Raw genomic sequence first — 23,218 nt, 5'->3', positions numbered from 1 at the left:
GCGCATGGCCTACATCGAGGCCGGCAAGGGCGACCCCATCGTCTTCCTCCACGGCAATCCGACGTCGTCGTATCTGTGGCGCAACATCATGCCGTACCTGGAGGGGCATGGTCGGGTCATTGCCCCGGATCTGATCGGGATGGGCGACAGCGAGAAACTCTTTCCGGCCGGGCCCAACTCGTACACGTTCGCCGATCATCGGATGTATCTGGATGCGCTGCTCACCGAACTGGACGTGACCGAGGGTGTCACGCTGGTGGTGCACGACTGGGGTTCGGGTCTCGGGTTCGATTGGGCGAACCGTCATCGTGACGCGGTCAAGGGCATTGCCTACATGGAGGCGATAGTCGGTCAGCCGTCTTGGGACGACTGGCCGGACGGCGCGACGAGCATCTTTCGGGCGATGCGTTCCGAGGCGGGTGAGGAGATCGTCCTGGTCAAGAACGTCTTCGTTGAGAGGATCCTCCCCAACTCGATCCTGCGTGACCTCACCGACCAGGAGATGAAGGAGTACCGGCGGCCTTTCCTCGAGGCGGGTGAGGCGCGGCGGCCGACGTTGACCTGGCCGCGCCAGATCCCCTTTGAGGGAGAACCGCAGAACGTTGCTGCGGTCGTGGCCGACTATTCGGCCTGGCTGGCGGCCGGGGATGTTCCCAAGCTGTTCATCAATGCGGAGCCCGGTTCGATTCTCACCGGACGTTTGCGGGAGCTGTGCAGGAGTTGGCCCAACCAGACCGAGGTGACCGTCCGGGGGCTGCACTTCATCCAGGAGGACTCCCCGGACGAGATCGGCGCGGCGATTGCCGACTGGTACGCCAAACTCTGAGGGGTCCGGCCGGGCGCTTCGATACGGTGCGGCGCGGGTTCTGTTCGCCGTAGGGCTGGTCGTCGGAGTCGCCAGTGTTCTCGGTCTCGCCGGTCGTATTTGGTGGGTCTTCGATCTTCTCTCGCACCCACGGATGCAGTACGCCGTGATCCTGGCCGTCGTCGCCGGTGCCCTGGCGCTGACGAGACGGGGCTTTGCCCCGCTCGCGTTTCTCGCGCTCGCATTGGTCAACGGCGCGGCCGTCGGCCAGCTCTTTCTGGCCACACCGACCAACGGCGACTCGACGGCGGGCCGGGAAATCACGGTTGTCAGTTTCAACGTCCAGATCGGGAACCCGGGCAGGCCGGAGGTCATCGACTGGGTGAACGACCTCGATGCCGACGTCGTGTTCCTGTGGGAGACGAGCCAGCCGTGGAGGGACGACTTCGCCGCAGCGACGCTGCCGTTCAATCAGTCCCAGCCCCTTCAAGTCGGATCGACGATAGGCGGACTGGTGCTCACCAGAGAGTCCGCGCAGGTCCGCCTGCTCGACACCGGGGCCCGATCGTCCATCGAGGTGAGGCTCCCGTTTGGGGATGGAGAGATAGTGATCATCGGGGCACACCCGTTTCCGCCGATCTCCGCGAGCCGCGCCGCCGACCGCGACGAGCACCTGAGTGCGGTTGCCCGGTATGCCGCGACGATCGACGGCCCGGTGATCGTTACCGGAGACCTGAACGCGACGCCCTGGTCGTCGGCGTTTCGCCCTCTCGGTGACGTTCTGGTCAACTCCATGGACGGGTTCGGCTGGCAGGCGACCTACCCGGCCGGAACCGGTCTGCTGATGATGCCGATCGATCACTTGCTCCACAACGAGCACCTGACCACCGTCGCCAGGTCGGTCGGCCCCGACCTCGGATCGGATCACCTGCCTTTGACGGTCACGCTCGCCCCGGCGGCGGCCGCGGACCTCACCGGCGCGGCAGATAGGTAGCCTCACCGCATGACCACGATCTCGACCATTCACGCGGATCGCCGCAGGGAGTTCCTACAGCACGTAGGTGCCGGCATTGCGGTGATTCCTGCAGCATTCGAGCAGACACGGAACGATGATGTGGACCACGAGTTCCGTCAGGACTCGGCGTTCTTCTTTCTCACCGGGTTTCCGGAACCCGAGGCCGTTGCCGTGTTGGAGTCCGGCCGTTTCACGCTCTTCGTCCGGCCTCGGGACCGCGAGATGGAAACTTGGAACGGATATCGGGCGGGGGTCGAGGGGGCCGTGGATCGGTACGGCGCCGACGACGCCTATCCGATCGATGATCTCGAATCCGTCCTGCAGGATCGCCTCATCGGCCACTCCAGCCTGTACTACGGCTGGGGTGGACGCCTCGACGCCCGGATGTCTGCCGTGCTCGGCAAGCTTCCTCCTCTGCACGATCGGTTCGGATACAAAGTGCCGTCCACGATCACAGATCCGACGCCGATCATCGACGAGCTGCGACTGCGGAAGTCGCCGGCCGAGGCAGAGTTGCTTCGAAGAGCAAGCGAGATCAGCGCAGCCGGTCATGTAGAGGCAATGCGCTTCGCGACCCCCGGCTTGTTCGAGTATCAGGTTCAGGCTGCCATGGAGTTCGTGTTCCGGCAGAACGGTTCGACGCGCAATGGTTACCCGTCCATCGTGGCCTCCGGAGCCAATGCAACCGTCCTTCACTACACCGACAACGACTGCCGGATGCAAGACGGCGATCTGCTTCTCATCGATGCTGCCGCGGAGTACGGGTATTTCTCGGCGGACATCACCCGCACCTTCCCGGTCAATGGGCGGTTCTCGGGTCCTCAGCGAGCGATATACGAGATCGTGCTGTCGGCCGAGAGGGCCGGTATCGCGGCGGCCGTTCCCGGCGCGACGATGCGCGGAATTCACGAGACGTGTACTCGCATTCTGACCGAGGGGCTGGTCGATCTCGGACTGCTCCCGAGGGGAGTCGACGACTCGCTCGCCATGCACCACTACCGGGAGTTCTTCATGCACGGGACCGGGCACTGGCTCGGCATGGACGTCCACGATGCCGGGACTTATGTGGTCGACGGAGAGCACCGCCGGCTCGAGCCCGGTATGGCGTTCACCGTGGAACCCGGCATCTACGTTCGCCCAGATCGCGAGATCGCAACCTTCCACCTCCTCGAGTACGACCTGGACGAGTGGACGGCGCGCAGGATGAAGCTCGGCGTGAAGGCGGCCAGGGCCCTCGAGGCAGCCGAGCTGGAGGATGCGGAAACGATCGAGCACGTCGTTCCGGCCGAGTTTCGAGCCATCGGGATCCGTGTCGAAGATGACATTCTGATGAACGAAACGGGAAACGTGAATCTCACTTCCGGTGTTCCCGTAGAGATCGAAGAAGTTGAGGCGCTGTGCGGCGAGGTGAGCCCCCTCGCCGGTTGAGGTGAGGGACTTCTCCGGGGCGAGGGCCGCCATTGCAAACGGGAACAGGTGATCGACGGGTGAGTCATCTCCTGCCGGTACGATTAGACGAGCCATGGCAACCCGTGATCGACTCCTCAAGCCCTTGTATCGACTCTACGAGGGACGTCTCGAGAGGGACCTGAGCCCCGAACTCGTGCCGCGTCACATCGGAATCATCCTCGACGGACACCGCCGCTACGCGCGGAGCGAGGGCCTTCCCGATTACACCGCCAGCTACCGGGTCGGCATGCGCAAGTTCGAGGAGTTTCTGGGCTGGGCTCATGATCTGCGCGTTCCCGCGATCACCGGATGGCTGCTGTCGACCCACAATCTGCAGAGGCCTCCCGAGGAGCTGCGACCGTATTTCGAAGTTCTCATCGAGTTGTTCGAGAGGCTGCCGCAACCGGCCGCCGAACAGGACATGGCTGTCCGGTTCATCGGGAGCCTCGACCTGCTCCCGGCAGAACTGGTGACGGCCGCCAAGGCGCTCGAGGAGCGATGCAAGAGCGGTGGGCGCCGCCTGACAATGGCGGTCGGGTACGGAGGCCGCCAGGAGATCGTCGACGCCGTGCGCGAGCTGGTGTCGGATCTGGCCGAGGGCGGAGCGGAGGCGGGTGAGATCGCCGGCCACATCGATATCGATTCCGTCCAGGCTCACCTGTATACCGCGGACCTCCCCGATCCCGATCTGGTGATCCGCACGTCGGGGGAGTCGCGGCTGTCCGGGTTCTTGCTCTGGCAGAGCGCCTATGCAGAGTACGTGTTCGTGGACGTGTTCTGGCCGGCGTTCCGTCGCGTCGACTTCCTGCGTTCCGTGAGGGATTACGCCCGCAGAGAACGCCGGTTCGGAAAGTAGCCTCCGTCCGGCCCGGCGCCCGGAACCGGGAACCCGGAATCCACGGCTCGTAAACTGGAGCGACCGCCCTGGGTGGGGCGGTCGCTATGGTCGGGCTAACACGGGAGGCGGTTCGTGTTGTACATGACATATCGACCACGGAGAGTGGTTTCTTGAGCGATTTGTTGGACACCCTCGTTGAACACTTGCGGACCCACGCGGTGCGGTCCGACGGGCCGTTCACGCTTCGCTCCGGAAAGGTGTCTTCCTGGTATCTGGACGCAAGGCAGACGACCTTCGACGGTGAGGGGGCGCTCCTCGTGGGCAGAGCGATGCTGCGGGCCTTGAGAGAAGAAGTGACCGCGGTGGGTGGTATGACGATGGGGGCCGATCCGATCTCTGTGGCAACGGCTCTGACTGCTGCCGAGAACGGCCGTTTGCTGAGGGCTTTCTCGGTCAGGAAGGCCGACAAGAGCCACGGGTTGGGAGGCCGGCTGGTCGGGCCGGTTTTCGAGGGGGACATCGTCGCCGCATTCGATGACACCGTCACGACGGGCGGCGCTCTGGTTGAATCTATCGACGTGATGATCGCAAGCGGTTTGCTGGTCGTGCAGGCGATCTGCCTGGTCGACAGGAGCGGCGGTGAGGCGGAGCGGAGATGCTCCGAACTCGGCGTTCCGTTCTCGGCGCTGGTGCTGCCCGCCGAGCTCGGAGTGGAGGGGCCGTGACGACGTTGCGGGTCGGCCGTTCTCCTCTGCGAATGTGGCTGGTTGCCCTGGCAGGAGTTCCGTTCGTCGTCATCGGCGCCGACTTTCTGGCCAGGCGCAGAGTCATCAACTGGCTGGTCACCCTCGTATATGAGGATCGGACGCCGGATGCCTTCGAGGCACGCGACACCCTCTGGGCCATCCTGTTCGTGCTCGCCGGCCTCGTCCTGATTGTGTTCGGGTTGAAGGAGCTCCTCTTCCCGCGTCCCGTCCTGCTCGCAGACGAAGAGACGAGCCGGTGGGCTCTGCGCGGACCCTTTCGGAAGCCTGTCGAGATCCCCTGGGACATGATCCGGAGCTGGTCCTCCGCCGAGGTCGACGACGCAGGCGTACCGCGTCCGGCGCTGGTGCTCGAACTGACCGATCGCTTCGGCCTTCCGGACGATCCGTGGGCGGCCCGCTGGTCGGGTGACTCAACTCTGATCCTCCTGTCGGAGGACTGGGAGCAGTCCGCCGAAGTCGTGGAACGGGCACTTCACGAGCTGCACGCCAGCTGGACCCGGCCGGCCTATTAGGCCCTTTGGGCCGCTATGGTGCGCGACATGCTCATCGGCGCCCACGTTCGCGCATCCGATCCGCTGCAAGCTGCCGTCGAGCGGGAGGCGGACTGTGTGCAGATCTTCCTCAGCAATCCGCAATCGTGGAAGAAGCCGCTCGGGCGTGACGATGCGGACGACCTCAGGGCGTCCGCGCTGCCCGTCTACGTGCACGCCCCCTACCTAGTCAACGTCGTTTCTCCGAACAACCGCGTTCGGATACCGAGCCGCAAGATCCTCTCAGACACCTGCGAGGCGGCGGCGGAGATCGGGGCCGCCGGCGTCATAGTCCATGGAGGCCACATAACCGACTCGGACGAACCGGCCGAGGTGGGATTCGAACGCTGGCGAAAGGCACTCGAGAGTTTCCAATCCGGGGTTCCGATCTTGATCGAGAACACGGCCGGCGGTGGCAACGCCATGGCCCGCGAGGTGGAGGTGATCGGCCGCCTATGGGATGCCATCGGCGACCTGGGAGTCGGATTCTGCCTCGATACCTGTCACGCCTGGGCGGCCGGACAGGATCTGGGAGAACTCGTACAACGGGTGCGGGAAGCCACAGGCCGGATCGACCTGGTGCACTGCAACGACTCGCGGGATCCGTTCGACTCTCGTCGGGACCGCCATGCGAATCTCGGCCACGGCGAGATTCCATCCGACCTGCTGGTGTCTCTGATCAGAGATGCCGGTGCCCCGGTGATAGTCGAGACTCCCGGAGAGGCGGAGGATCAGGCGGCCGACATCCGGTGGCTGCGCGCTCATCTGGCGGGTTGACCCTTGTCGGATCCGTCAACTCCGGCACCGGCGGTTACCCACCGGCTCGCCGGTTTGGGCCCGGCGCTCGTGGAGGTGCCGGTTCGGTTCGAGCGGGCGAGCTTCGCCGGGCGGTTCTGATTCGAAAGCACGATACGGCGTGTATCGTGCCTTACATGGATGCTGTTGTAGACATTCACTCGTGGTACCGGTGGGTGGTGCTCGTCGTCCTGCTCGGGGCCGGCATCACCGGACTGGTCCGTGCGTCCAGGGGAACCCCCTGGACGGAAGGAGCCGAGCGGCCGTTCGTCCTGGCGACGATCCTCATGGATCTCCAGATCGCCGTCGGCATCGTGCTGTGGATCGGCAACGAGGGTTGGGACCAGGACTTCTTCATCAAGGTGATTCATCCGCTCGGGATGCTCCTCGCTGCCGCCGTGGCCCATACGGCCGTGGTGCGGGCCCGCAAGGCCGCCGCGGCGTCGTCGTATCGAGCGGCCGGGATCGGACTCCTGGCTTCCCTGGCGGTGGTGGCGGCCGTCGTGCCCCGCGACGCCTGGTTCTGAGTATCGGCCCGCCGCAAGAACCAGTCGACGGCTGCGAACTGCAGAGCCGTCAGTATGCCCCGCCGAGCTTGCGATGGTCCCACGACGAGGTCTGCTCGGGGTGGACCACGACCACCGTGTTCTTCGCTGCATGAGCCCCGAAGAGGCTCTCGACCGCTTCCGGGTCCAGCGGACTGCCGCCGAACTGGTACTTGGACGCAACCGTCCCGTACACGTCGAGAATGGTTCCCCGGTCATCGAGCAACTCCGCCCGGCCGCGCACCATCACACCCCGCAAATCGTCGTAGGACCGTCCCTCCTCCACCAGCACGGTGATCTTCGGATCGCGACCGAGGTTGACGATCCGCTGCGAGCGCCGGAACGAGCGGAACGTGATGAGGCCGTCCCGCATCACGTACCAGAGAGTCGTCAGATGAGGCCATCCGTCGTTGCCGACGGTGGCCACCTGGAGGTTCCAGCCCTGGTTCAGAAACGACGCGACCTCTTCTGAGGTCATGGAAATGTCTTTGCGAGCCATGGTCAAAACCTAACGCCCGGCGGTGCGACCCGGGTCACTAGTACGCGCAGGCACTACCCTTGGTGCGAGAATCTTCTTTTCCAATACCTACGAGAGAGGGAGAACGATGGGCGGAAAAGTAACCGTCCCCGACGTTCGGGCTCGCAAGGGCGGCCAGAAGCTGACCATGATCACCGCTTACGACTTCGCGACGGCCCGGATCGCCTCGGAGGCCGGCGCAGACATGGTTCTCGTCGGCGACTCGCTGGCCAACGTCGTCCTCGGTTTCGACTCGACGCTCGACGTCGACCTCGACGTGATGATTCATCACACCGCCGCCGTTGCGCGGGCGGAACCGGACTCCCTCCTCGTCGGAGACATGCCGTGGATGAGCTACCACGTGTCCGTGGAAGACGGTGTCCGCAACGCCGGGAGGCTCGTGCGCGAAGGAGGTGCGGAGGCAGTCAAGCTCGAGGGCGGCCGCAAGCGGCTCCCGGTCATCGAGGCCATTCTGAAGGCCGAGATACCGGTCATGGGCCATCTCGGACTGACCCCCCAATCCGTCAATTCGATGGGCGGCTACCGGGTGCAGGGCAAGGCCGTGGACGAGGCACGGGAGATGCTCACCGACGCCATCGCCATCGCAGAGGCCGGGGTATTCGCCATGGTTCTCGAAGGTGTTCCCGACGTGCTGGCGCAGATCATCACCAAGGAAGTCTCGGTTCCGACGATCGGCATCGGCGCAGGTGCCGGAACGGACGGCCAGGTCCTCGTGTTTCACGACGTGCTCGGCATGCACGACGGCCAGGTACCGAAGTTCGTGCGCCGGTATGCCGACCTCAGGGGCCAAGCAGTTGAGGCGCTGCAACGGTTCTTCCTGGATGTTCAGTCCGGCGACTTCCCATCGGACGAAGAGACCTACCACATGGGTGAAGAGGCCCAGAAAGCACTGCTGGAGGGACCATCAAGCGATCTGTCCTGGCCACTTTCCTGGTAGTCCTGGCCGGGTGCAGTCAAACAGTCGCGCCGTCCACCGCGGCGACCGTTGCCCCACCCCCGGTCGAGACGGTTCCGGCCTCCACGACAACCACTCTTCCTCCCTCGACCACCTCCACGACCGCTCACGTCCTCGACACCGGCGATGTAGTGGGTTTCGAGATCACCGAAGTCTCACTCCGCGGCCGATCCTGGAGGGTCGCCCTCGCCGACACCGCCGATCTGCGAAGTCGTGGACTCATGTTCGTTCGGGACCTAGGCGACCTCGACGGGATGTTGTTCGTCTTCGAGGCCGAGCGAGAAGGCGCATTCTGGATGAAGAACACGCTCATTCCGCTCGATATCGCCTTCTTCGACGGCTCCGGTGAGCTGGTGGGATCACTCGGCATGTTGCCCTGCGAGGCAGATCCTTGCCCTCTGTACGACATCGACGAACCGTATCGGTTTGCACTCGAGGTGCCGGCCGGAAAGCTGGAAGGCCTGGCAGACGGTGACCGGATCGACTTCTGACCCGCCACTCGACGAAACGCGCGGGTATCGTTGCGTAATGACACAACACAGTGGAATTCTGCAAAGGCCTGCAGCGGCAGACACTCCTGTGGTTATCCGCGTTTCGGACGGGAAGTGCACGATCGTCGGCGCGCCCGGCCGCTGGATTGGCGGCTGGTCTCTCGAGAAGACGAAGTTCAATCGCCTCTCGGTTCGCGAGTTCGAGATATCTCCCGACGGCGAGAGATGGATCTTCGTCAGCGACGACCCGGCCTCGTTCGCCGACGCGGTGGGCGTGGTCGTCGATCTTCGCTCCGGTTCGAGGTTCGGACTGGGCGAGCGCGTCCGCCTTGCCCGCGAGGAGCAGAGCGCCGGACGCTAGTTCGCCGAGCGGGCCCCCCGGCAGCGACTGACAAGGCCGAACAGAGGAGCCGGGTCGCTACCCGGTTCCGGCGAAAGGATCGATAACGTCGTGCCCATGACCGATAGGCCGCCCCGCTCGCTCGTCCGGTTCCTCGGTGCAGCCCGCACGGTGACCGGGTCGAAATTCCTCGTGGAGACTCCTTCCGCACGAGTGCTGGTCGATTGCGGCCTGTTTCAGGGTCACAAGAGGCTTCGCGAGATGAACTGGGCGGAGTTCCCGATCGATCCGGCCACGATCGACGCAGTCGTTGTATCACACGCCCACCTCGACCACGTCGGGTATCTGCCGGCCCTCGTCCGCAACGGATTCAGCGGCAGCATATGGGCCAGCGAGTCGACGGGGCGACTTGCCGGAGTGGTCATGGCGGACTCCGGCCGGATTCAGGAGCACGACGCGGAGCGCGCCAATCGCAAGGGCTACACGAGACACGAACCCGCGCTGCCTCTGTACACAGAGCACGACGCGGTAGTGGCTTCTGCTCTGTTCAGGGTGGCGCCGTGGACGCAGCAGACCAGGATCGCCGATGGGGTAGGACTGCGACTCACCCGGGCCGGCCACATTCTCGGTTCCGCTTCGATTCTGCTGGAGTTCGAGGACGGCACCGCACCGGTCCACCTGTCGGGAGATCTGGGAAGACCCGGCCATCCGGTGCTCGATCCGCCGGATCCGCCTCCTTCGGCCGGCACGGTGATCATGGAGTCCACCTACGGTGACACCGAACACATCGAGGAGGACGGCACCGGCGAACTCGGAGAGGTAATCCGCCGGACCGCAGGCCGTGGCGGGGCCGTCGTCATACCGGCCTTCGCAGTGGATCGAACGGAGGTGATCCTCGTCGCGCTGCGGAAGTTGATCGAATCCGGCGCTATCCCGCAAATGCCCGTCTATCTGGACTCCCCGATGGCGCGCTCGGCTCTCGGTTTCTACCTGCGCGCGGTGGCGGAAGGGGAGCACGAGATCAGGGATTCCATTGTCGGGAGGCCCGACGTGTTCGACCCGGGAGACTTGAGGATCACCGAGTCGGTGGAGGACTCGAAGGCGATCAACCACGCCCGGCCCCCTTTCATCGTGATCTCGGCGTCCGGAATGGCGACCGGTGGCAGGGTGCTTCACCATCTCAAACGTTTGCTGCCCGACCCGAAGTCATCGGTCGTCCTGGTGGGGTATCAGGCAGCAGGGACCAGGGGTCGGAGGATGCTCAACGGCGAGGACCGGATCAAGATCCACGGGGAGTTCTGGCCGGTGAACGCCGAGATCGCCTCCGTGCCGGCCTTCTCGGTGCACGCCGACCGATCGGAACTGGTCGACTGGCTGGCGTCTGCCGACACTCCGCCCGAACAGGTCATCGCGGTTCACGGCGATCCGGAGGCTATGGACGGCTTCCGGGAGGCGGTGGCGGACCGCTTGAGTCGAAACATCCTCACACCGGGCCACGGAGAGACGATCCTGCTCTAGGGCGACCCGCGACTCGCGACTCGCGACCCGCGACTCGCGACCCGCGACTCGCGACCCGCGACCCGCGACCCGCGACGAGGCTGACAAAACCAGCCCTGGCCCCAGCTTCCGCGACCGCACAGTCTTGGTTACACTCTTCTCACTTCCCGCGCGGTTCTGCTGAACCACGCATCCATCCTGCTCCGTCAGATCGGCGGGGCCTTCCGCTCCGGTGGATGTCCAGAGGAGGAGAACAATTGAGGAACTACGAAGTGATGACCATTCATCGTCCGGACATCGTCGAGGACGACGTCCGGCTGAAGGTCAAAGAGATCGAGGCGTTGCTACAAGCACGCGGCGCCGAGGTCACCAATTCCGATTTCTGGGGCAAGCGTCGTTTTGCCTATGAGATCAACCATATCCGGGAGGGTTACTACTCGGTGGTCCAGTTCGCGCTGGAGGATCCTGCCGGCGCATTGGACGATCTCGACCGGGCCCTTGCTTTGTCGGACGCCGTCGTTCGCCACAAGGTGGTCCGGCGGGGCAACAGCTGACACCGGGTTTTGTCACACCCTCCTCCGATAGTGAGGGTGTCCCATCCCAAGGAGAGAGGAAGAATGGCGACAAATACCGTGACGGTGATCGGCAATCTCGTTGAAGACCCTGAGCTTCGGTTCACAGGCTCCGGTGTGGCTATGGCCAACATCAGAGTGGCGGTGAACAAGAGCTGGCGAGATCAATCCGGCGAATGGCAAGAGAAGACCAGCTTTCTGGGTGGAACCCTCTGGCGGGAGGCCGCAGAGAACGCAGCCGAGTCACTGCAGAAAGGGATGCGGGTGATCATCACCGGTCGTCTCGAGCAGCGGAGCTGGGAAACCCAAGAAGGCGAAAAGCGATCCGTCGTTGAGATCTCCATCGATGAGATGGGCCCCAGCCTTCGGTGGGCTACCGCCACGGTATCGAAGACGCAACGCCAGGGTGGAGGCGATTGGGGCGGAGACGCGCCATCGTCGGTTCCTGCTGCGCCTGTTGCCCGAGAGACTTACGGCCCCGATGAGGCGCCGTTCTAGGAGACGAAATGGCACGCCCCCAAAAACGTAGAAAGCGCCGGCCCGAGAACGGGCGGCGGTTCAAGAAGAAAGTCTGTTACTTCTGCAAGGAAAAGATCGAATACGTCGATTTCAAAGACGTAGCGATCTTGCGCAAGTACATGTCGGATCGCGCCAAGATCCGCTCGCGCCGTGTGAGCGGAAACTGCACCCAGCACCAGCGCGAAGTAGCCGTGGCCATCAAGAATGCACGTGAGATGGCCCTCATGCCGTACGTAAGCCGATGACGAAGCTCATTCTCATCAAGGACATCGACGGTGTCGGCACCGCCGGCCAGGTGGTCGAGGTGTCCGATGGCTATGCCCGCAACTTCCTCCTGCCGAAGCACCTTGCCGTCAAGGCCAGTGCGGGTGCGCTCAAGAATGCCGAGGATGCTCGCAAGGCGCGTGAGGAAACCATGCGACGCTCGCGCGAGGAGGCGGAAGCCCTGGCAACGCAACTCGTCGGCAGTCGGGTAGTGATTGCCGCTCAGTCCGGTGACGAGGGGAAACTCTTCGGTTCGATCGGCGTCGCCGACATCGTTGAAGGTGTGAAGAAGTTCACCGGTGTGGAACTGGATCGCAAGACGGTTCGACTAGCCGAGCCGATCAAGAGCATCGGGCTTCACGAAGCGACGATCAAGCTGCACGCGGACGTCGAGTTCGCCCTTTCGCTGGACATCATTCCGGCCTGATGACCACAGAGGCCCGACCATCGATGGGCCGTTCCACGGCCCGCCCCGACACCCGGGGCAGTTCGGGTCGCGTACCTCCGCACAATCTGGAAGCTGAGGAGTCGGTCCTCGGGGCAGTGATGCTCTCGTCCGATGCCGCCAACGCGGTGATGGACAAGCTCACCCCCGAGGACTTCTACGTTCCGGCCCATCAGGCGATCTTCGAGTCGATCGCCCAGCTGTACAACGGGAACCAGCCGATCGATGTCGTTACCGTTTCGGATGCTTTGCGACGGGGTGAGGAACTCGACCGCGTCGGTGGAGTGGGCTACCTGACAGAGCTCATGGAGCGGGTACCGACCGCTTCGAACATCGACTACTACGCGGACATCGTCGAAGAGCACTCCATGCGGCGCAACTTGTTGATGGCCGGGGCGAAGGTCACGGACCTTGCCCTGCAGATCGACGAGGAGATCATCGATGTCCTGGACAGTGCCGAGCAGACGGTGCTCGGAGTCGCCGAGCGCCGGGTCGGTGACGGGCTCCAACCCATCGCCCCGCTGCTCCAGTCGACCCTGGAGGTCATCGAGGAACTCGAGGCTTCCGGCAACGAGATAACCGGCCTGGCCACCGGATACCGGGATCTCGACTCCAAGCTCGCCGGTCTGCATCCGGCCAACCTGCTGATCGTGGCGGCGCGGCCGAGCATGGGCAAGAGCACGCTGGCTCTGAACATCGCTTCCAACATCGCCATGGACGGCGGAACCGTTGCCGTGTTCTCGATGGAGATGAGCAAGGAAGAGATCATTCAGAGGATGTTGTGCTCCGTCGGCCGGGTCGACTCGATGGCCCTGCGGACGGGACAACTCGATGCGCGGGGTTGGCAGCGGGTAGTGAACGCTGCTTCCAAGATGTATCCGGCACCCGTCTATGTTGACGACAGCGCCTCGGTGACCGTGACCGACATCAGGGCCAAAGCACGGCGCCTGAAGAGACAGAAGGGCCTTTCGCTCATCGTCGTCGACTACATCCAGCTAATGCAGGGGCGAAACCGCGAGAACCGCCAGCAGGAGATCGCAGAGATAAGCCGGAACCTCAAGAACCTGGCCCGTGAGCTGGACATTCCCATAATCGCCGTGTCTCAGTTGAACCGTGGCTTGGAAGCCCGAGAGGACAAGCGACCCCGACTTGGTGACCTGCGCGAGTCGGGAGCGATCGAACAAGACGCCGACATCGTTCTGTTCATCTACAGGCATGAGTACTACTACCCCGACGACCCCGAATCGAAAGGGCTCGCCGAGGTCAACGTCGCCAAACACCGGGCCGGTGCCACAGGCAAGGTCGACATGACCTTCCTGCCCCGATACACACTCTTCGCCGACGTCGGCCGCGATGTAGGCCCCTAGGAGACCTTCCGAGAGCGGGGACAACAGTCCGCCCGGTGACCGTTGTGCGCGATTGAGGCCCCCTCGCAAGGGGGCCTCAATGTTGTTTTCGCCGGCCGCCGGTCGGGAAGAGTCGGAGGAAGGGGGTCTCCGTAAGTGCTCGGCAGTGCGTTCCCGGTGAAAACGTCAAGGAATCATCGGCACGACCGCGGCGACCCTTGAGGGGTTTTCCGCAGATCGGTCTGTAGGCTTCCGTGATGCCTCGACGATGGATTGCTGCACTCGTGCTCGCCTCGGTCGCGGCGGCCTGGGGAACCATTCCGTTGATCGTCAGGAACGTCGATCTTCCGGCCGAACAGCTCGTGGCCGCCAGGCTCTGGTTGGGGGCCATTCCGGTTCTCGGGTGGTTGTTTCTGCGCGGGGATCGTCGTCTTCCGCGGGCCGAGGTTGCGAGAGTCGTCACCTTGGGCGTGGTCCTGGCCGGGCACTGGGCTGCGTTCTTCTGGTCGTTGAAGACGACGACGGTCGCCATCGCCCTCGTGCTCGTCTACCTGGCACCCGTCCTGCTGGCACTCCTCGCCCCCCGGATCCTGAACGAACCCGGCGACACGGGAACCTGGATCGCGGTGGCGATGGCGATGACCGGCGTCGTTCTGGTTGCCCGGCCGGGCGGGGGCGCCACCGTGGCGGGGACGACCGCCGGGTTGCTTGCCGGTGCCTCACTGGCAGCGATCATCCTGATCGGCAAGCCGATCGCGCAACGAGTTGGCGGTTTGCGGCTGGCCGCCTACGAGCACACCGTCGCTGCGCTGGTGATGACTCCATGGGCCGTCGGTGCACTCTTCGAGGTGCCGTGGGAGGAACCCGGCAACCCTTCGGCTCTCGACACGTGGTGGCAGCTGCTGATTCTGGGTGTTGTACTGACCGGCATATCGAGCGTCTTCTACTGGATGTCCGTCTCCCGGCTCCCGGCTACTTCTGTCGGTGTCATCATGTACACGGAGCCGGCTTCCGCCGTGGTCTGGGCGGCTTTGTTCCTGGGCGAAACCCCCGATCCCTATGCTGCATCAGGGGTCTTGCTCGTGATCGCGGCCGGCATCATGGTGGTGGTGGGGCGACGCCAATAGTCGTCTTGGCGGACACCCTCAAGAATCCCGGTGACGCGCCGATGCAAGAAACGATTTCGGCCGGAGTGGAAAGGGGGAACGAACATGTGGCAGGAGGTTGGCGAGGGAGCCTTTCGCCGCCGGTATGAGTCGCTCGATCTGAACGTGGGCGCCGTCATAGGCGGCGAAGGGGTGCTCATCATCGACACCCGGGCATCGCACCGGCAGGCCGCGCAACTCCTCGACGATCTTCGAGTGCTCACCGATCTCGCCCCGCGCTGGGTACTCAACACGCATTACCACTGGGACCACTGCTGGGGTAATGCACTATTCCCGTCGGCACAGCTGTGGGGGCACGAGCGCTGTCGTGCACAACTCCTGGAGGAAGGAGAGCCGGCCCGCTCGGGCGTCCTCGAGTGGATGCCCGAAGAGCATCACGCCGACATACGGGAGGTGGTGATCACCGCCCCCGACCACACGTTCGGCCTCAGACACGCCATCGATCTGGGGGGCCGCATTGTCGAGTTCCGGTATCTGGGCCTGGGACATACCGACAGCGACGTTGTCGCATACGTTGCCGACTCCGGGACGGTGTTCGCCGGGGACCTGGTCGAGGAGGGCGCACCGCCCTCATTCACCGATTCGTTCCCGCTCGACTGGCCGCAGGCGCTCGACGCTCTCCTCGACATGAAGGTTGCCACGGTCGTGCCGGGCCACGGTGACGTGGTCGACCGCCCGTTCGTCGAAACGCAGCGGGCCGAGCTCTGCGCGGTCGGAGCGCTCGCCAGAGCCGGTTTCGTGGGGGGAGTGCCGGTCGAGGAGATAGACGTCCGGTCCGGCCCGTACCCGGATGAGGTCATGCGTTCCGCCCTCGAAAGGGCGTATCGCCAACTGGCCGGGTAGATCAAGGGTTCGGCCCGGGGGCGCCGCCTGCCCGAGCGGCCGCCCTACTTGAAGTCCTCGTGAACCCGGCTCGCCGTCGGCCCTCGTTGCCCCTGATACTTCGATCCCGCCGTGTCGCTCCCATACGGATGATCGGCCTCCGTGGTGAGCTGGTAGAAGCTGAGCTGGCCGATCTTCATCCCGGGATAGATGGCAATGGGCAGGGTTGCAACGTTGGAGAGCTCGAGAGTCAGGTAGCCGTTGAAGCCGGGGTCGACGAATCCGGCGGTCGAGTGGATCAGCAAGCCCAACCGGCCCAGGCTCGACTTGCCCTCCAGCCGGGCCACGATGTCGTTGGCGAGCCGCACTCGTTCGAGTGTTGATCCGAGGACGAACTCACCCGGGTGGAGTATGAACGGCTCGTCGCCGTCGACCTCCACCATTGTCGTGAGATCGAGTTGGGCCGCTTTCGGATCGATATGGGGGTACTTGTGATTCTCGAAGACCCGGAAGAAGCGGTCGACCCGCAGATCGATGCTGGAGGGCTGCACGAAGGAGGGGTCGAAAGGATCGATCTCTATCCGTCCGTCCTCGACGGCTTCCCTGATGGTGCGATCTGAGAAGATCACGGCCGCTGCTCCCTCCTGCGCCGGTGCGTCCGCCGGCGTGCGGCCAACGACCCTCGAGCGGGTGAGGGGAATCGAACCCCCGTTCCAAGCTTGGGAAGCTCGTGTTCTACCACTGAACTACACCCGCGGTGGTGAGGATTGTATCAACCCCCGACGAATCCCGGGATGGGTCCACAGCCGGCGGGATCCGGCAGGCCATCGAGATCCCCTAGGCGAAGATCGTGCTGGCTCCCCAGACGGCCATGAGGGTGCCGACTGCCATCAGGAACCAGGCTCGACCGGGGCGGAACACTCCTTCGACGCCGGCCGGTTGTTCGCCTCTCCGATTCTTGAACATGGCCAGGCCGTTGCCGATGAGCAAGGCGAGACCGACACCGAGGATCAACTCGGGGAAGATCTGATCGAAGCCGATTATGTCGCCCATGAGGCCGACAACCGTAGCCGGTATCGTTGCATAGAGAAATCCGTCGAGGAGCCGCCGTGTCGCGTCCATGTCACATCGTCCGTGTGTTCACCCGCGGTGACGTTGGAGGTAACCACCTCGGCGTTGTGATCGAGTCCGCCGGGATCCAGACGGCCGACATGCAGGAGATCGCCGCCCGGCTGGGGTTCTCAGAGACGGTCTTCTTCATCGACGGCGCCGTCCCCTCGGTGCGCATATTCACTCCCGGCCGCGAGATGCCGTTCGCCGGCCATCCGTTGGTGGGCCTCACCTGGGTTCTGCGCGAGTCCGGGGTCTCCTCGACCGGGCAGCTGTCCTGCGGGATCGGTCGGGTGCGGATCGGATACGACGACGGTATCGCCTGGATAGAGGCAGCTCCCGGCCGTCCGGTCAGAGGGGCGGCCCGCGCCGACACGGTCGCCGCCCGGCTCGGTCTCCCATCTCCTCTGGGTGCGGCCTGGGTAGACATGCCGATTCCCTACCTGCTCCTCGAACTCGGCTCATCCGCCGACGTCGCGGCGGCCTCATTCGATCAGGAAGCTCTCGAAGCGGCGGGAGTCGGCGAGCTCTACATCTATGCCGGGGGAGAGGATGGCCGCGTCAAAGCCAGATTCTTCGCACCCGAAGCAGGCGTGTTCGAGGATCCGGCGACCGGAAGCGCCGCAGTAGCGCTCGCCTCGAGACTGGCACACGCCGGACGGGAGACGGGAAGCCTCGTGATCCACCAAGGCGACGAGATCGGGCACCCCTCGACGATCATGCTCGATTGGGGTCCGCACGCAATCCGTATCGGCGGCACGGTTCGAGCGGAAGAGGTACGCCTGCTCGACGATTGAGGGGTGCCCGCCGCCGTTCCGATGTTCGCACCCCGTTGCCATCACCATGTCGCACACCGGCATCTCTTAGAATCACCCGATGGCATCTGAAGGTTCGCGAACTGCGGTCGTCGCCGCACTCACCGGTAATGCACTCATCGCCGTTTCGAAATTCGTAGCGGCGGGCATCACGGGCTCTGCGGCGATGATGTCGGAGGCCTGGCACTCCGTGGCAGATACGGGCAACCAGGCTCTCCTCTTGAGAGGAATTGCGCAGGCCAAGAACGCACCGGATGCGCAGCATCCGTTCGGGCGCGGCAAGGAAACGTACTTCTGGAGCTTCATGGTCGCCGTCATGCTGTTCGTCGGCGGCGCGGTGTTGTCGTTCCAGCACGGAATCGAAGCGCTTCGACATCCCCACGAGCTCGAAGACATATCGATCAACGTCGTTGTTCTTTCTGTGGCGATCCTGATCGAGGGGTCGGTCTTTCTCTATGCCTATCGAGAGTTCAAGAAGGCCCGGGGCACCCGGTCGAACTGGCGGACGTTCCGCGGCACCAAGGACACCGCCATCCTCGTGGTACTCCTCGAGGACACCGCGGCTCTCCTGGGCCTCCTCTTCGCGCTTGGTGGTGTCTTCTTGTCACACATGACGGACAATCCGGTCTGGGACGCCGTGGCTTCGCTGATGATCGGAGGCCTGCTGGCCACGGTCGCCGTCTTTCTCGCCGCCGAAACCAAAGCCCTCCTGATCGGCGAGGCGGCGAGCCGCTCCGACAGGGCAGGAGTCATGGCGGCAGTGCTCTCCTTGCCGGAAGTCCGCGGGGTGGGTCGACTGCTCACCATGCATATGGGCCCCGACCGCGTGCTGGTGAACATAGAGGTCGATTTCGTCGACGATCTGGAAGATTCCGATGTCGAGTCGACCATCGACACGGTGGAGCAGGCGATCCGGTCGAGCCTCCCACAGGCAGACAACATCTTTGTCGAACTGGAGAGACTCCATCGTGGCTGAGGCAACCGCTCCGGCATCCTCGGCGAACCTGGGACCCGGGTTCGACACGCTCGCGCTGGCCATCGACATCCCCTGTCGAGTGGTAGCCGAGCAGGCCGACGCATGGCGGGTCAGCCACCACGGCCTGTTTGCGCCCGTCGAGGGCGACGACGATGCCGTTCTGGCGGCTGCCCAGGCGGCGGTGGGCGTTGGGAACCCCCTGATGCTCGACGTGCACAACGAGATACCTCTGGGGCGGGGGCTCGGATCGTCGGCTGCAGCCTTCGCGTCCGGGGCGGCGGCTGCACTGCGAGCGGTCGGGAAGCCGGCGGATCCAGATACCGTCTTCAGTATCGCGGCGGATCTCGAAGGTCACTCCGACAATGTCGCGGCGGCCGTGTACGGTGGTTTGGTGGCGGCCGTGGGCTCCTCGGCCCACCGTCTGGAAATGGACCCCGGACTGCGCGTAGTGGTGGCGGTGCCGTCGCGGCGGCTCCCCACCAAATGGGCCCGCCAGGCTCTTCCGGAGATCATCGAACACGACGCCGCCGCCAGATCGGTTGCGAGAGCGATCGCCCTGGTCGAGGCATTCCGAACCGCAGACCCGCGATTGTTTGCAGCGGCATCCGGAGACGAACTGCACGAGGGTCCGCGCGGGCCGCTGTTCCCAGAGGCGGAAGACCTGATGCTCGCGGCCCGCTCTGCCGGTGCCTTCCACGCGTGCTGGAGCGGTGCCGGGCCATCGATCCTCGCCATCGTGCCGGAAGCCGCGGTAGACCCGGTCGTGTCGGCTCTATCCATAGCCATGGGCGGGGAGGGCTCCGTCCTGGCTCCCGGGATAGACCATCACGGCCTTGTTTGACGGCCGTCTGGTTTGCGAAATCGGCCGCAAACAGGCATCCTGTAGCTCCATCCACTGATTTCTGGAGAGGAATTCTGCATGGGTTCGCTGGTCAAGAAGCGGCGCAAGAAGATGTCGAAGCACAAGTACCGCAAGCGCCTCAAGGCAAACCGCCACAAGCGCAAGAGGTAACCGGACCGCGCCGCAACCGAGCGGTTCCGCAAGAACTCATCCACTTCCGACAACGCGCCACCGGGCGCGTTGTCGCGCGTGGGGATTGCGGCATTTCTAGAGACCCGGCACCACGATCCGGCGCGAGACGAGCCCTGCTCCTGCCGCTGCAGCAACGAGGAACCCAACGATCATCAGAGTGCGCCGACCCGAGCTGGTTCCGGCCGCTGCTCCGGGACACGACGAGTTGGACGTCATTGCCCGGCCGATGTCGCCGTCCGTGTAGTAGGTGTCGTCATAACTCCACAGGTCCGGCAGAAGATCCGCGAAGTAGAACTGCACGGAGCGGGCCACGCCGGATGTGACGGTCGCCTCGAGAAGAGCACCGCGCGGCAGCTGGTCGATCATCGGCACGGTCTCCACGAACGAAGTCGGCGCCTGCCCCACGATGAAGACATACCTGGTTTGAGGTTCGACGGCTATAGCTTCCCAGACCGTGAGGGATGGTTCCACAGCGGCGAGTGCAATCGTCTCGACCTTCTCTGATCCACACGGCTCGACCCGAACAGTGATGGCCCCGTCCGCGGGTGTCATTCCCACGGCGATGCGTGGTCCCGCCGGTCCTTCTGCGGCGGTCGAACCGGAGCCGATCGCCGCCAGCATCACGATCAAACCGCCGACGAACACGGCGGCCAGGATCCAATCGGGCGAGAGGCGTGACGAAGCCGGGCCTCCTCTCGCGGAAGTGCCGGATCCGGGCGTCATCGCAGGCAGGGTAGCTCCGGATGATGGTCGGGCAGCCCGGCGCACCGGCAATCAGGCCTTGAAACCCCTGAGGCGCAGACTGTTGGTGACGACCGTCACGCTGGAAGAGGCCATCGCGGCCGCGGCGAACATCGGATTGAGAAAGCCGAGCGCGGCCAGGGGGATCATCGCAACATTGTAGAAAAAGGCCCAGAACAGATTCTGCTTGATGGTCCGGAACGTCGCCCTGGCGAGGCGCATGGCGGTGTCGGCCAGAGCCGGGTCGCCCGACATGAGGATCACGTCACCGGCCTCGATTGCGATGTCGGTTCCGGTTCCGACCGCCATTCCGAGATCGGCCTGGGTGAGGGCCGGTGCGTCGTTGATCCCGTCGCCGACGAAGGCGACACTGTGCCCGGATCGCTGCAACCGAGCAACCTCATGCGCCTTCTCTCCCGGCAGGATCTCTGCGAGCACCTCATCGATACCGACGGCCCCGGCGATCGACTCGGCGGTGCGCCGGTTGTCCCCGGTGAGCATGGCAACCTCGACGCCCAGGGACCGCAAATGCCTTATCGCAGGAGCGGAGGTCTCGCGCAGCACGTCGGCGATGGCAAGAGATCCGCGGACCTCGCCGTCCCATCCAACCAGGAACGCCGTCTGGCCGGCATCGGCGAACCTGTTGAGCGACTCTGCGTAACGCGCCGGAATGCCGTGTCCACGATCTGCGAGGAACTTCGCCGTGCCGACGGTCACGAGCGTCCCGTCGACGACCCCGGCAACGCCCCGGCCCGGGAAATTCTCGAAGTCGACGACTTTGCCGAGTTCAACGTCTCGTTCCTCCGCTCCGAGGGCAACGGCCCTGGCCACCGGGTGCTCCGACCCGCTTTCGACGGACCCGGCCAGGTACAGGAAGCGCAGAGGATCCTCTGCCGTGTCGACGCCGGCGAGACTCATTAGGCCGCGGGTGAGTGTTCCGGTCTTGTCGAAGACGACGGTGTCGATCGAACGGGCCCGCTCGAAGATCTCCGCCCCCTTGAAGACCACCCCGAGCTCGGCGCCGCGTCCGCTCCCGACCATAATCGCGGTCGGGGTGGCCAGGCCGAGCGCACAGGGGCAGGCGATGATCAGCACGGCCACGGCGGCCGTGACCGCCGGCTCGATCTCACCGCCCACGCCAATCCAGATTCCGAATGTCGCAACGGCGATGAGGATGACGATCGGTACGAAGACCCCGGAAACCCGGTCGGCAAGGTGTTGTATCGGGGCTTTCGATGCTTGAGCGTCTGCAACCAGCTTCACGATTTGCTGAAGTGCTGTGTCGTGTCCCACTTTCGTGGCGCGAATGGTCAGCAGCCCCTGCTGATTGAGGGTCGCCCCGAACACTTCGGCGCCCACGGTCTTCTCGATGGGAATCGACTCCCCGGTGAGCATGCTCTCATCGACGGAGGAGGATCCCTCTGTGATCTCCCCGTCCGTCGGGATCTTCTCGCCCGGTTTGACAACCAACAGGTCACCGACGTGCACTTCCTCGATGGGAACCATGGTCTCGACTCCGTCGCGCAGTAGCCGGGCTTCTTTGGCACCCAGTTCGAGGAGCTTGGTGATAGCCGCGGAGGCTCTCCCCTTGGCCCGCGCCTCGAAGTACCTGCCGAGCAGGATGAAGGAGATGATGGCGCCGGCCGTCTCGAAGAATATGGCTTCCCCTGCGAAGAGGGCCCAGACCGAGAACAGATAGGCCGAGAGGGTTCCAACAGAGACCAGGGTGTCCATGTTGGCGCCGAACGACCTGAGTTGTGCGACGGCAACCTTGTGGAACTGCCAGCCGAACACGAACTCGACCGGTGTCGTCAGCGCCCATTGGAGGAGATGGTTCCAGCGCTCGTCGGGTCCGAACATCCCCAGAATGATGACGGGGACGGTGAGAACTGCCGCCATCAGGAAGTTGCGCCACTGGTAGGCCTCTTCTGCCGAGTACTTGTCGACCTGGCTCACGCGCTCGTCTTCATCGGTGACGAGGTTGATCTCGTATCCGATCTTCGAGACGGCGGCCCGCAACGCTTCCACGTCCACGTTATCGACGACGTCGACCCGTGCCTCGCCGCCCGCGTAGTTGACGACGGCTTCGACGCCTTCCTGGCGATTGAGGGTCCGTTCGACCCTCACCGCACACGACGCGCAGGTCATGCCCTCTACTTCGAAGATGAGGGAGGTGGTAGCGCGTTCGGATTCGATCATTGGAGTCTCCATTGCGGGCCGGAGCGGGATGCGGCCCCGACCTAGCGGGCGACCTCGTAGCCCTGTTCTTCGATTGCGTCGATGATCGCCTCGAGCTGGACAGCGTCCTCGTCCCAGGTGACGTCCACCGTGCGTGGGTCGATGTGCACCTCTGCGGCTCTGACCCCACCGAGTTCTTTCAGCGCGCCTTCGATCGACATCTTGCAATGCCCGCACGAGATGTCGGGAACAGACAGGGTTTTGGTGGTCATAACGTCTCCAGGGTCGTGGCAGGTCCGGTGACGGCTGCCGTGTACTTCATCACTTCCATCAACTCGTCGACGACCTCGAGCGTCCGGCCCTCGTCGACCGCATGGGCCACGCAGGTCTCCAGGTGGTTCTGGAGGAGGATACGGTTGACCTTCTCCAGTGATCCCTGCAGAGCGGACACTTGCTTCATGATCTCGGGGCAGTACCGGTCGTCGTCGACCATGCCGATTACCGCGTCCATGTGGCCTCGGACGGTCTTGAGCCGGTTGAGGGCTGCCTTCTTGTGGGCTTCTCTCATGTGCCGAAACATAGCACCCCACCAGGGGTGGGGTCAAACTCTGTTTTCGCGCGACATTCGTCACCTATAGGAGCCGAATGTCGCGCGAAAAGCGGCCG

At 64.2% G+C, this 23,218-nt stretch carries 30 protein-coding genes and 1 tRNA gene; 23 read left to right on the top strand and 8 right to left on the bottom strand.

Annotation, left to right across the window (positions count from 1 at the left end):
• The 8 genes from VLT15_08935 to VLT15_08900 form a co-directional block, all read left to right on the top strand.
• Positions 1 to 826 (top strand): haloalkane dehalogenase (locus VLT15_08935; GenBank protein HSR45339.1); only part of this gene is annotated, 826 nt, incomplete at its 5' end.
• Positions 801 to 1,799: an endonuclease/exonuclease/phosphatase family protein gene (locus tag VLT15_08930; GenBank protein HSR45338.1), complete on the top strand. Its 999-nt coding sequence runs from the start codon at positions 801 to 803 to the stop codon at positions 1,797 to 1,799. The genes VLT15_08935 and VLT15_08930, both read left to right, overlap by 26 nt.
• Positions 1,800 to 1,808: 9 nt before the next feature.
• The gene (locus VLT15_08925) at positions 1,809 to 3,248 is read left to right on the top strand and encodes an aminopeptidase P N-terminal domain-containing protein (GenBank protein ID HSR45337.1); all 1,440 of its coding nucleotides are present in this window, start codon (positions 1,809 to 1,811) and stop codon (positions 3,246 to 3,248) included.
• A 94-nt stretch (positions 3,249 to 3,342) separates the two neighbouring features.
• Positions 3,343 to 4,125: a polyprenyl diphosphate synthase gene (uppS, locus tag VLT15_08920; protein HSR45336.1), complete on the top strand. Its 783-nt coding sequence runs from the start codon at positions 3,343 to 3,345 to the stop codon at positions 4,123 to 4,125.
• A 152-nt stretch (positions 4,126 to 4,277) separates the two neighbouring features.
• On the top strand, positions 4,278 to 4,832 hold the full coding sequence (locus tag VLT15_08915) for an orotate phosphoribosyltransferase (protein HSR45335.1): 555 nt from the start codon (positions 4,278 to 4,280) through the stop codon (positions 4,830 to 4,832).
• Positions 4,829 to 5,386 carry a hypothetical protein gene (locus VLT15_08910; protein HSR45334.1) on the top strand — a complete coding sequence of 186 codons (558 nt, stop codon included), beginning with the start codon at positions 4,829 to 4,831 and terminating at the stop codon, positions 5,384 to 5,386. The genes VLT15_08915 and VLT15_08910 overlap by 4 nt, the downstream gene beginning before the upstream one ends.
• A 27-nt stretch (positions 5,387 to 5,413) precedes the next feature.
• Positions 5,414 to 6,181: a deoxyribonuclease IV gene (locus VLT15_08905; GenBank protein ID HSR45333.1), complete on the top strand. Its 768-nt coding sequence runs from the start codon at positions 5,414 to 5,416 to the stop codon at positions 6,179 to 6,181.
• A 155-nt stretch (positions 6,182 to 6,336) separates the two neighbouring features.
• Positions 6,337 to 6,726, top strand: a complete 390-nt coding sequence (locus VLT15_08900; protein HSR45332.1) for a hypothetical protein — start codon at positions 6,337 to 6,339, stop codon at positions 6,724 to 6,726.
• 49 nt (positions 6,727 to 6,775) lie between these two features.
• Here VLT15_08900 and VLT15_08895 read toward each other — a convergent pair whose 3' ends face one another.
• Complete coding sequence (locus tag VLT15_08895) at positions 6,776 to 7,243, bottom strand: pyridoxamine 5'-phosphate oxidase family protein (GenBank protein HSR45331.1); 468 nt, start codon at positions 7,241 to 7,243, stop codon at positions 6,776 to 6,778.
• 106 nt (positions 7,244 to 7,349) lie between these two features.
• Here VLT15_08895 and panB point away from each other — a divergent pair, with 106 nt between their 5' ends.
• From panB to VLT15_08840, 11 genes are all read left to right on the top strand, one after another.
• On the top strand, positions 7,350 to 8,219 hold the full coding sequence (gene panB, locus VLT15_08890; protein ID HSR45330.1) for a 3-methyl-2-oxobutanoate hydroxymethyltransferase: 870 nt from the start codon (positions 7,350 to 7,352) through the stop codon (positions 8,217 to 8,219).
• A 149-nt stretch (positions 8,220 to 8,368) separates the two neighbouring features.
• Positions 8,369 to 8,728, top strand: coding sequence for a DUF192 domain-containing protein (locus VLT15_08885; protein ID HSR45329.1), 360 nt, complete (start codon positions 8,369 to 8,371; stop codon positions 8,726 to 8,728).
• Positions 8,729 to 8,765: 37 nt separating this feature from the next.
• Positions 8,766 to 9,089, top strand: a complete 324-nt coding sequence (locus tag VLT15_08880; protein HSR45328.1) for a hypothetical protein — start codon at positions 8,766 to 8,768, stop codon at positions 9,087 to 9,089.
• A gap of 96 nt (positions 9,090 to 9,185) precedes the next feature.
• Complete coding sequence (locus tag VLT15_08875; protein HSR45327.1) at positions 9,186 to 10,586, top strand: MBL fold metallo-hydrolase; 1,401 nt, start codon at positions 9,186 to 9,188, stop codon at positions 10,584 to 10,586.
• A 236-nt stretch (positions 10,587 to 10,822) separates the two neighbouring features.
• A complete protein-coding gene (rpsF, locus tag VLT15_08870; protein HSR45326.1) occupies positions 10,823 to 11,119 on the top strand; it encodes a 30S ribosomal protein S6 in 297 nt (98 codons plus the stop codon).
• A 63-nt stretch (positions 11,120 to 11,182) separates the two neighbouring features.
• A complete protein-coding gene (ssb, locus tag VLT15_08865) occupies positions 11,183 to 11,635 on the top strand; it encodes a single-stranded DNA-binding protein (protein ID HSR45325.1) in 453 nt (150 codons plus the stop codon).
• Between the two features lie 8 nt (positions 11,636 to 11,643).
• Positions 11,644 to 11,901, top strand: coding sequence for a 30S ribosomal protein S18 (rpsR, locus tag VLT15_08860; protein ID HSR45324.1), 258 nt, complete (start codon positions 11,644 to 11,646; stop codon positions 11,899 to 11,901).
• Entirely contained in the window at positions 11,898 to 12,347 is a 450-nt protein-coding gene (rplI, locus tag VLT15_08855; GenBank protein ID HSR45323.1) for a 50S ribosomal protein L9, read from the top strand. The genes rpsR and rplI overlap by 4 nt, the downstream gene beginning before the upstream one ends.
• Complete coding sequence (gene dnaB, locus VLT15_08850) at positions 12,347 to 13,732, top strand: replicative DNA helicase (GenBank protein HSR45322.1); 1,386 nt, start codon at positions 12,347 to 12,349, stop codon at positions 13,730 to 13,732. The genes rplI and dnaB overlap by 1 nt, the downstream gene beginning before the upstream one ends.
• Positions 13,733 to 13,968: 236 nt before the next feature.
• Positions 13,969 to 14,838 (top strand): EamA family transporter, encoded by an 870-nt coding sequence (locus VLT15_08845; GenBank protein HSR45321.1) that lies wholly within the window; start codon positions 13,969 to 13,971, stop codon positions 14,836 to 14,838.
• Between the two features lie 84 nt (positions 14,839 to 14,922).
• Positions 14,923 to 15,720, top strand: a complete 798-nt coding sequence (locus tag VLT15_08840) for an MBL fold metallo-hydrolase (GenBank protein HSR45320.1) — start codon at positions 14,923 to 14,925, stop codon at positions 15,718 to 15,720.
• 44 nt (positions 15,721 to 15,764) lie between these two features.
• On the opposite strand, the gene dcd is transcribed toward VLT15_08840, so the two are convergent.
• The 3 genes from dcd to VLT15_08825 form a co-directional block, all read right to left on the bottom strand.
• Complete coding sequence (dcd, locus tag VLT15_08835) at positions 15,765 to 16,328, bottom strand: dCTP deaminase (protein HSR45319.1); 564 nt, start codon at positions 16,326 to 16,328, stop codon at positions 15,765 to 15,767.
• A gap of 56 nt (positions 16,329 to 16,384) precedes the next feature.
• A tRNA-Gly gene (locus VLT15_08830) sits at positions 16,385 to 16,455 on the bottom strand.
• A gap of 81 nt (positions 16,456 to 16,536) precedes the next feature.
• Positions 16,537 to 16,821, bottom strand: coding sequence for a hypothetical protein (locus VLT15_08825; GenBank protein ID HSR45318.1), 285 nt, complete (start codon positions 16,819 to 16,821; stop codon positions 16,537 to 16,539).
• Here VLT15_08825 and VLT15_08820 point away from each other — a divergent pair.
• The 4 genes from VLT15_08820 (at position 16,809) to VLT15_08805 (ending at position 19,612) form a co-directional block, all read left to right on the top strand.
• Positions 16,809 to 17,606, top strand: coding sequence for a PhzF family phenazine biosynthesis protein (locus VLT15_08820; GenBank protein ID HSR45317.1), 798 nt, complete (start codon positions 16,809 to 16,811; stop codon positions 17,604 to 17,606). The two genes, VLT15_08825 and VLT15_08820, sit on opposite strands and share 13 nt — an antisense overlap.
• 79 nt (positions 17,607 to 17,685) lie before the next feature.
• A complete protein-coding gene (locus tag VLT15_08815; GenBank protein ID HSR45316.1) occupies positions 17,686 to 18,600 on the top strand; it encodes a cation diffusion facilitator family transporter in 915 nt (304 codons plus the stop codon).
• Entirely contained in the window at positions 18,593 to 19,441 is an 849-nt protein-coding gene (locus tag VLT15_08810; GenBank protein ID HSR45315.1) for a homoserine kinase, read from the top strand. Before VLT15_08815 ends, VLT15_08810 begins: the two co-directional genes overlap by 8 nt.
• Before the next feature lie 78 nt (positions 19,442 to 19,519).
• Entirely contained in the window at positions 19,520 to 19,612 is a 93-nt protein-coding gene (locus VLT15_08805; protein ID HSR45314.1) for an aurora kinase A-interacting protein, read from the top strand.
• Between the two features lie 96 nt (positions 19,613 to 19,708).
• Here VLT15_08805 and VLT15_08800 read toward each other — a convergent pair whose 3' ends face one another.
• From VLT15_08800 to VLT15_08785, 4 genes are read right to left on the bottom strand one after another with little or no spacing between them, the layout of a single operon-like run.
• Complete coding sequence (locus tag VLT15_08800; GenBank protein HSR45313.1) at positions 19,709 to 20,356, bottom strand: hypothetical protein; 648 nt, start codon at positions 20,354 to 20,356, stop codon at positions 19,709 to 19,711.
• A gap of 51 nt (positions 20,357 to 20,407) precedes the next feature.
• Positions 20,408 to 22,573, bottom strand: a complete 2,166-nt coding sequence (locus VLT15_08795; protein ID HSR45312.1) for a heavy metal translocating P-type ATPase — start codon at positions 22,571 to 22,573, stop codon at positions 20,408 to 20,410.
• 41 nt (positions 22,574 to 22,614) lie between these two features.
• On the bottom strand, positions 22,615 to 22,824 hold the full coding sequence (locus tag VLT15_08790; protein ID HSR45311.1) for a copper ion binding protein: 210 nt from the start codon (positions 22,822 to 22,824) through the stop codon (positions 22,615 to 22,617).
• On the bottom strand, positions 22,821 to 23,120 hold the full coding sequence (locus VLT15_08785) for a metal-sensitive transcriptional regulator (GenBank protein HSR45310.1): 300 nt from the start codon (positions 23,118 to 23,120) through the stop codon (positions 22,821 to 22,823). The genes VLT15_08790 and VLT15_08785 overlap by 4 nt, the downstream gene beginning before the upstream one ends.
• Between the last annotated feature and the right edge of the window lie 98 nt (positions 23,121 to 23,218).

The organism is Acidimicrobiia bacterium (assembly GCA_035471805.1).
Taxonomy (GTDB): domain Bacteria; phylum Actinomycetota; class Acidimicrobiia; order Spongiisociales; family JAHEDJ01; genus JAHEDJ01.
The sequence above is the reverse complement of the archived record's forward strand: the minus strand, read 5'-3'. Positions and strand labels throughout refer to the sequence as shown.

Bases quoted from the DNA above. Each gene is read 5' to 3' on its own strand.
- VLT15_08845 (HSR45321.1), top strand. From the start codon at position 13,969: ATGCCTCGACGATGGATTGCTGCACTCGTGCTCGCCTCGGTCGCGGCG.
- VLT15_08800 (HSR45313.1), bottom strand. From the start codon at position 20,356: ATGACGCCCGGATCCGGCACTTCCGCGAGAGGAGGCCCGGCTTCGTCA.
- VLT15_08895 (HSR45331.1), bottom strand. From the start codon at position 7,243: ATGGCTCGCAAAGACATTTCCATGACCTCAGAAGAGGTCGCGTCGTTT.
- VLT15_08790 (HSR45311.1), bottom strand. From the start codon at position 22,824: ATGACCACCAAAACCCTGTCTGTTCCCGACATCTCGTGCGGGCATTGC.
- VLT15_08840 (HSR45320.1), top strand. From the start codon at position 14,923: ATGTGGCAGGAGGTTGGCGAGGGAGCCTTTCGCCGCCGGTATGAGTCG.
- VLT15_08785 (HSR45310.1), bottom strand. From the start codon at position 23,120: ATGAGAGAAGCCCACAAGAAGGCAGCCCTCAACCGGCTCAAGACCGTC.
- uppS (HSR45336.1), top strand. From the start codon at position 3,343: ATGGCAACCCGTGATCGACTCCTCAAGCCCTTGTATCGACTCTACGAG.
- rpsR (HSR45324.1), top strand. From the start codon at position 11,644: ATGGCACGCCCCCAAAAACGTAGAAAGCGCCGGCCCGAGAACGGGCGG.
- VLT15_08815 (HSR45316.1), top strand. From the start codon at position 17,686: ATGGCATCTGAAGGTTCGCGAACTGCGGTCGTCGCCGCACTCACCGGT.
- VLT15_08875 (HSR45327.1), top strand. From the start codon at position 9,186: ATGACCGATAGGCCGCCCCGCTCGCTCGTCCGGTTCCTCGGTGCAGCC.
- VLT15_08805 (HSR45314.1), top strand. From the start codon at position 19,520: ATGGGTTCGCTGGTCAAGAAGCGGCGCAAGAAGATGTCGAAGCACAAG.
- VLT15_08795 (HSR45312.1), bottom strand. From the start codon at position 22,573: ATGATCGAATCCGAACGCGCTACCACCTCCCTCATCTTCGAAGTAGAG.
- VLT15_08825 (HSR45318.1), bottom strand. From the start codon at position 16,821: ATGGACGCGACACGGCGGCTCCTCGACGGATTTCTCTATGCAACGATA.
- VLT15_08905 (HSR45333.1), top strand. From the start codon at position 5,414: ATGCTCATCGGCGCCCACGTTCGCGCATCCGATCCGCTGCAAGCTGCC.
- VLT15_08900 (HSR45332.1), top strand. From the start codon at position 6,337: ATGGATGCTGTTGTAGACATTCACTCGTGGTACCGGTGGGTGGTGCTC.
- panB (HSR45330.1), top strand. From the start codon at position 7,350: ATGGGCGGAAAAGTAACCGTCCCCGACGTTCGGGCTCGCAAGGGCGGC.
- dnaB (HSR45322.1), top strand. From the start codon at position 12,347: ATGACCACAGAGGCCCGACCATCGATGGGCCGTTCCACGGCCCGCCCC.
- ssb (HSR45325.1), top strand. From the start codon at position 11,183: ATGGCGACAAATACCGTGACGGTGATCGGCAATCTCGTTGAAGACCCT.
- rplI (HSR45323.1), top strand. From the start codon at position 11,898: ATGACGAAGCTCATTCTCATCAAGGACATCGACGGTGTCGGCACCGCC.
- VLT15_08880 (HSR45328.1), top strand. From the start codon at position 8,766: ATGACACAACACAGTGGAATTCTGCAAAGGCCTGCAGCGGCAGACACT.
- VLT15_08925 (HSR45337.1), top strand. From the start codon at position 1,809: ATGACCACGATCTCGACCATTCACGCGGATCGCCGCAGGGAGTTCCTA.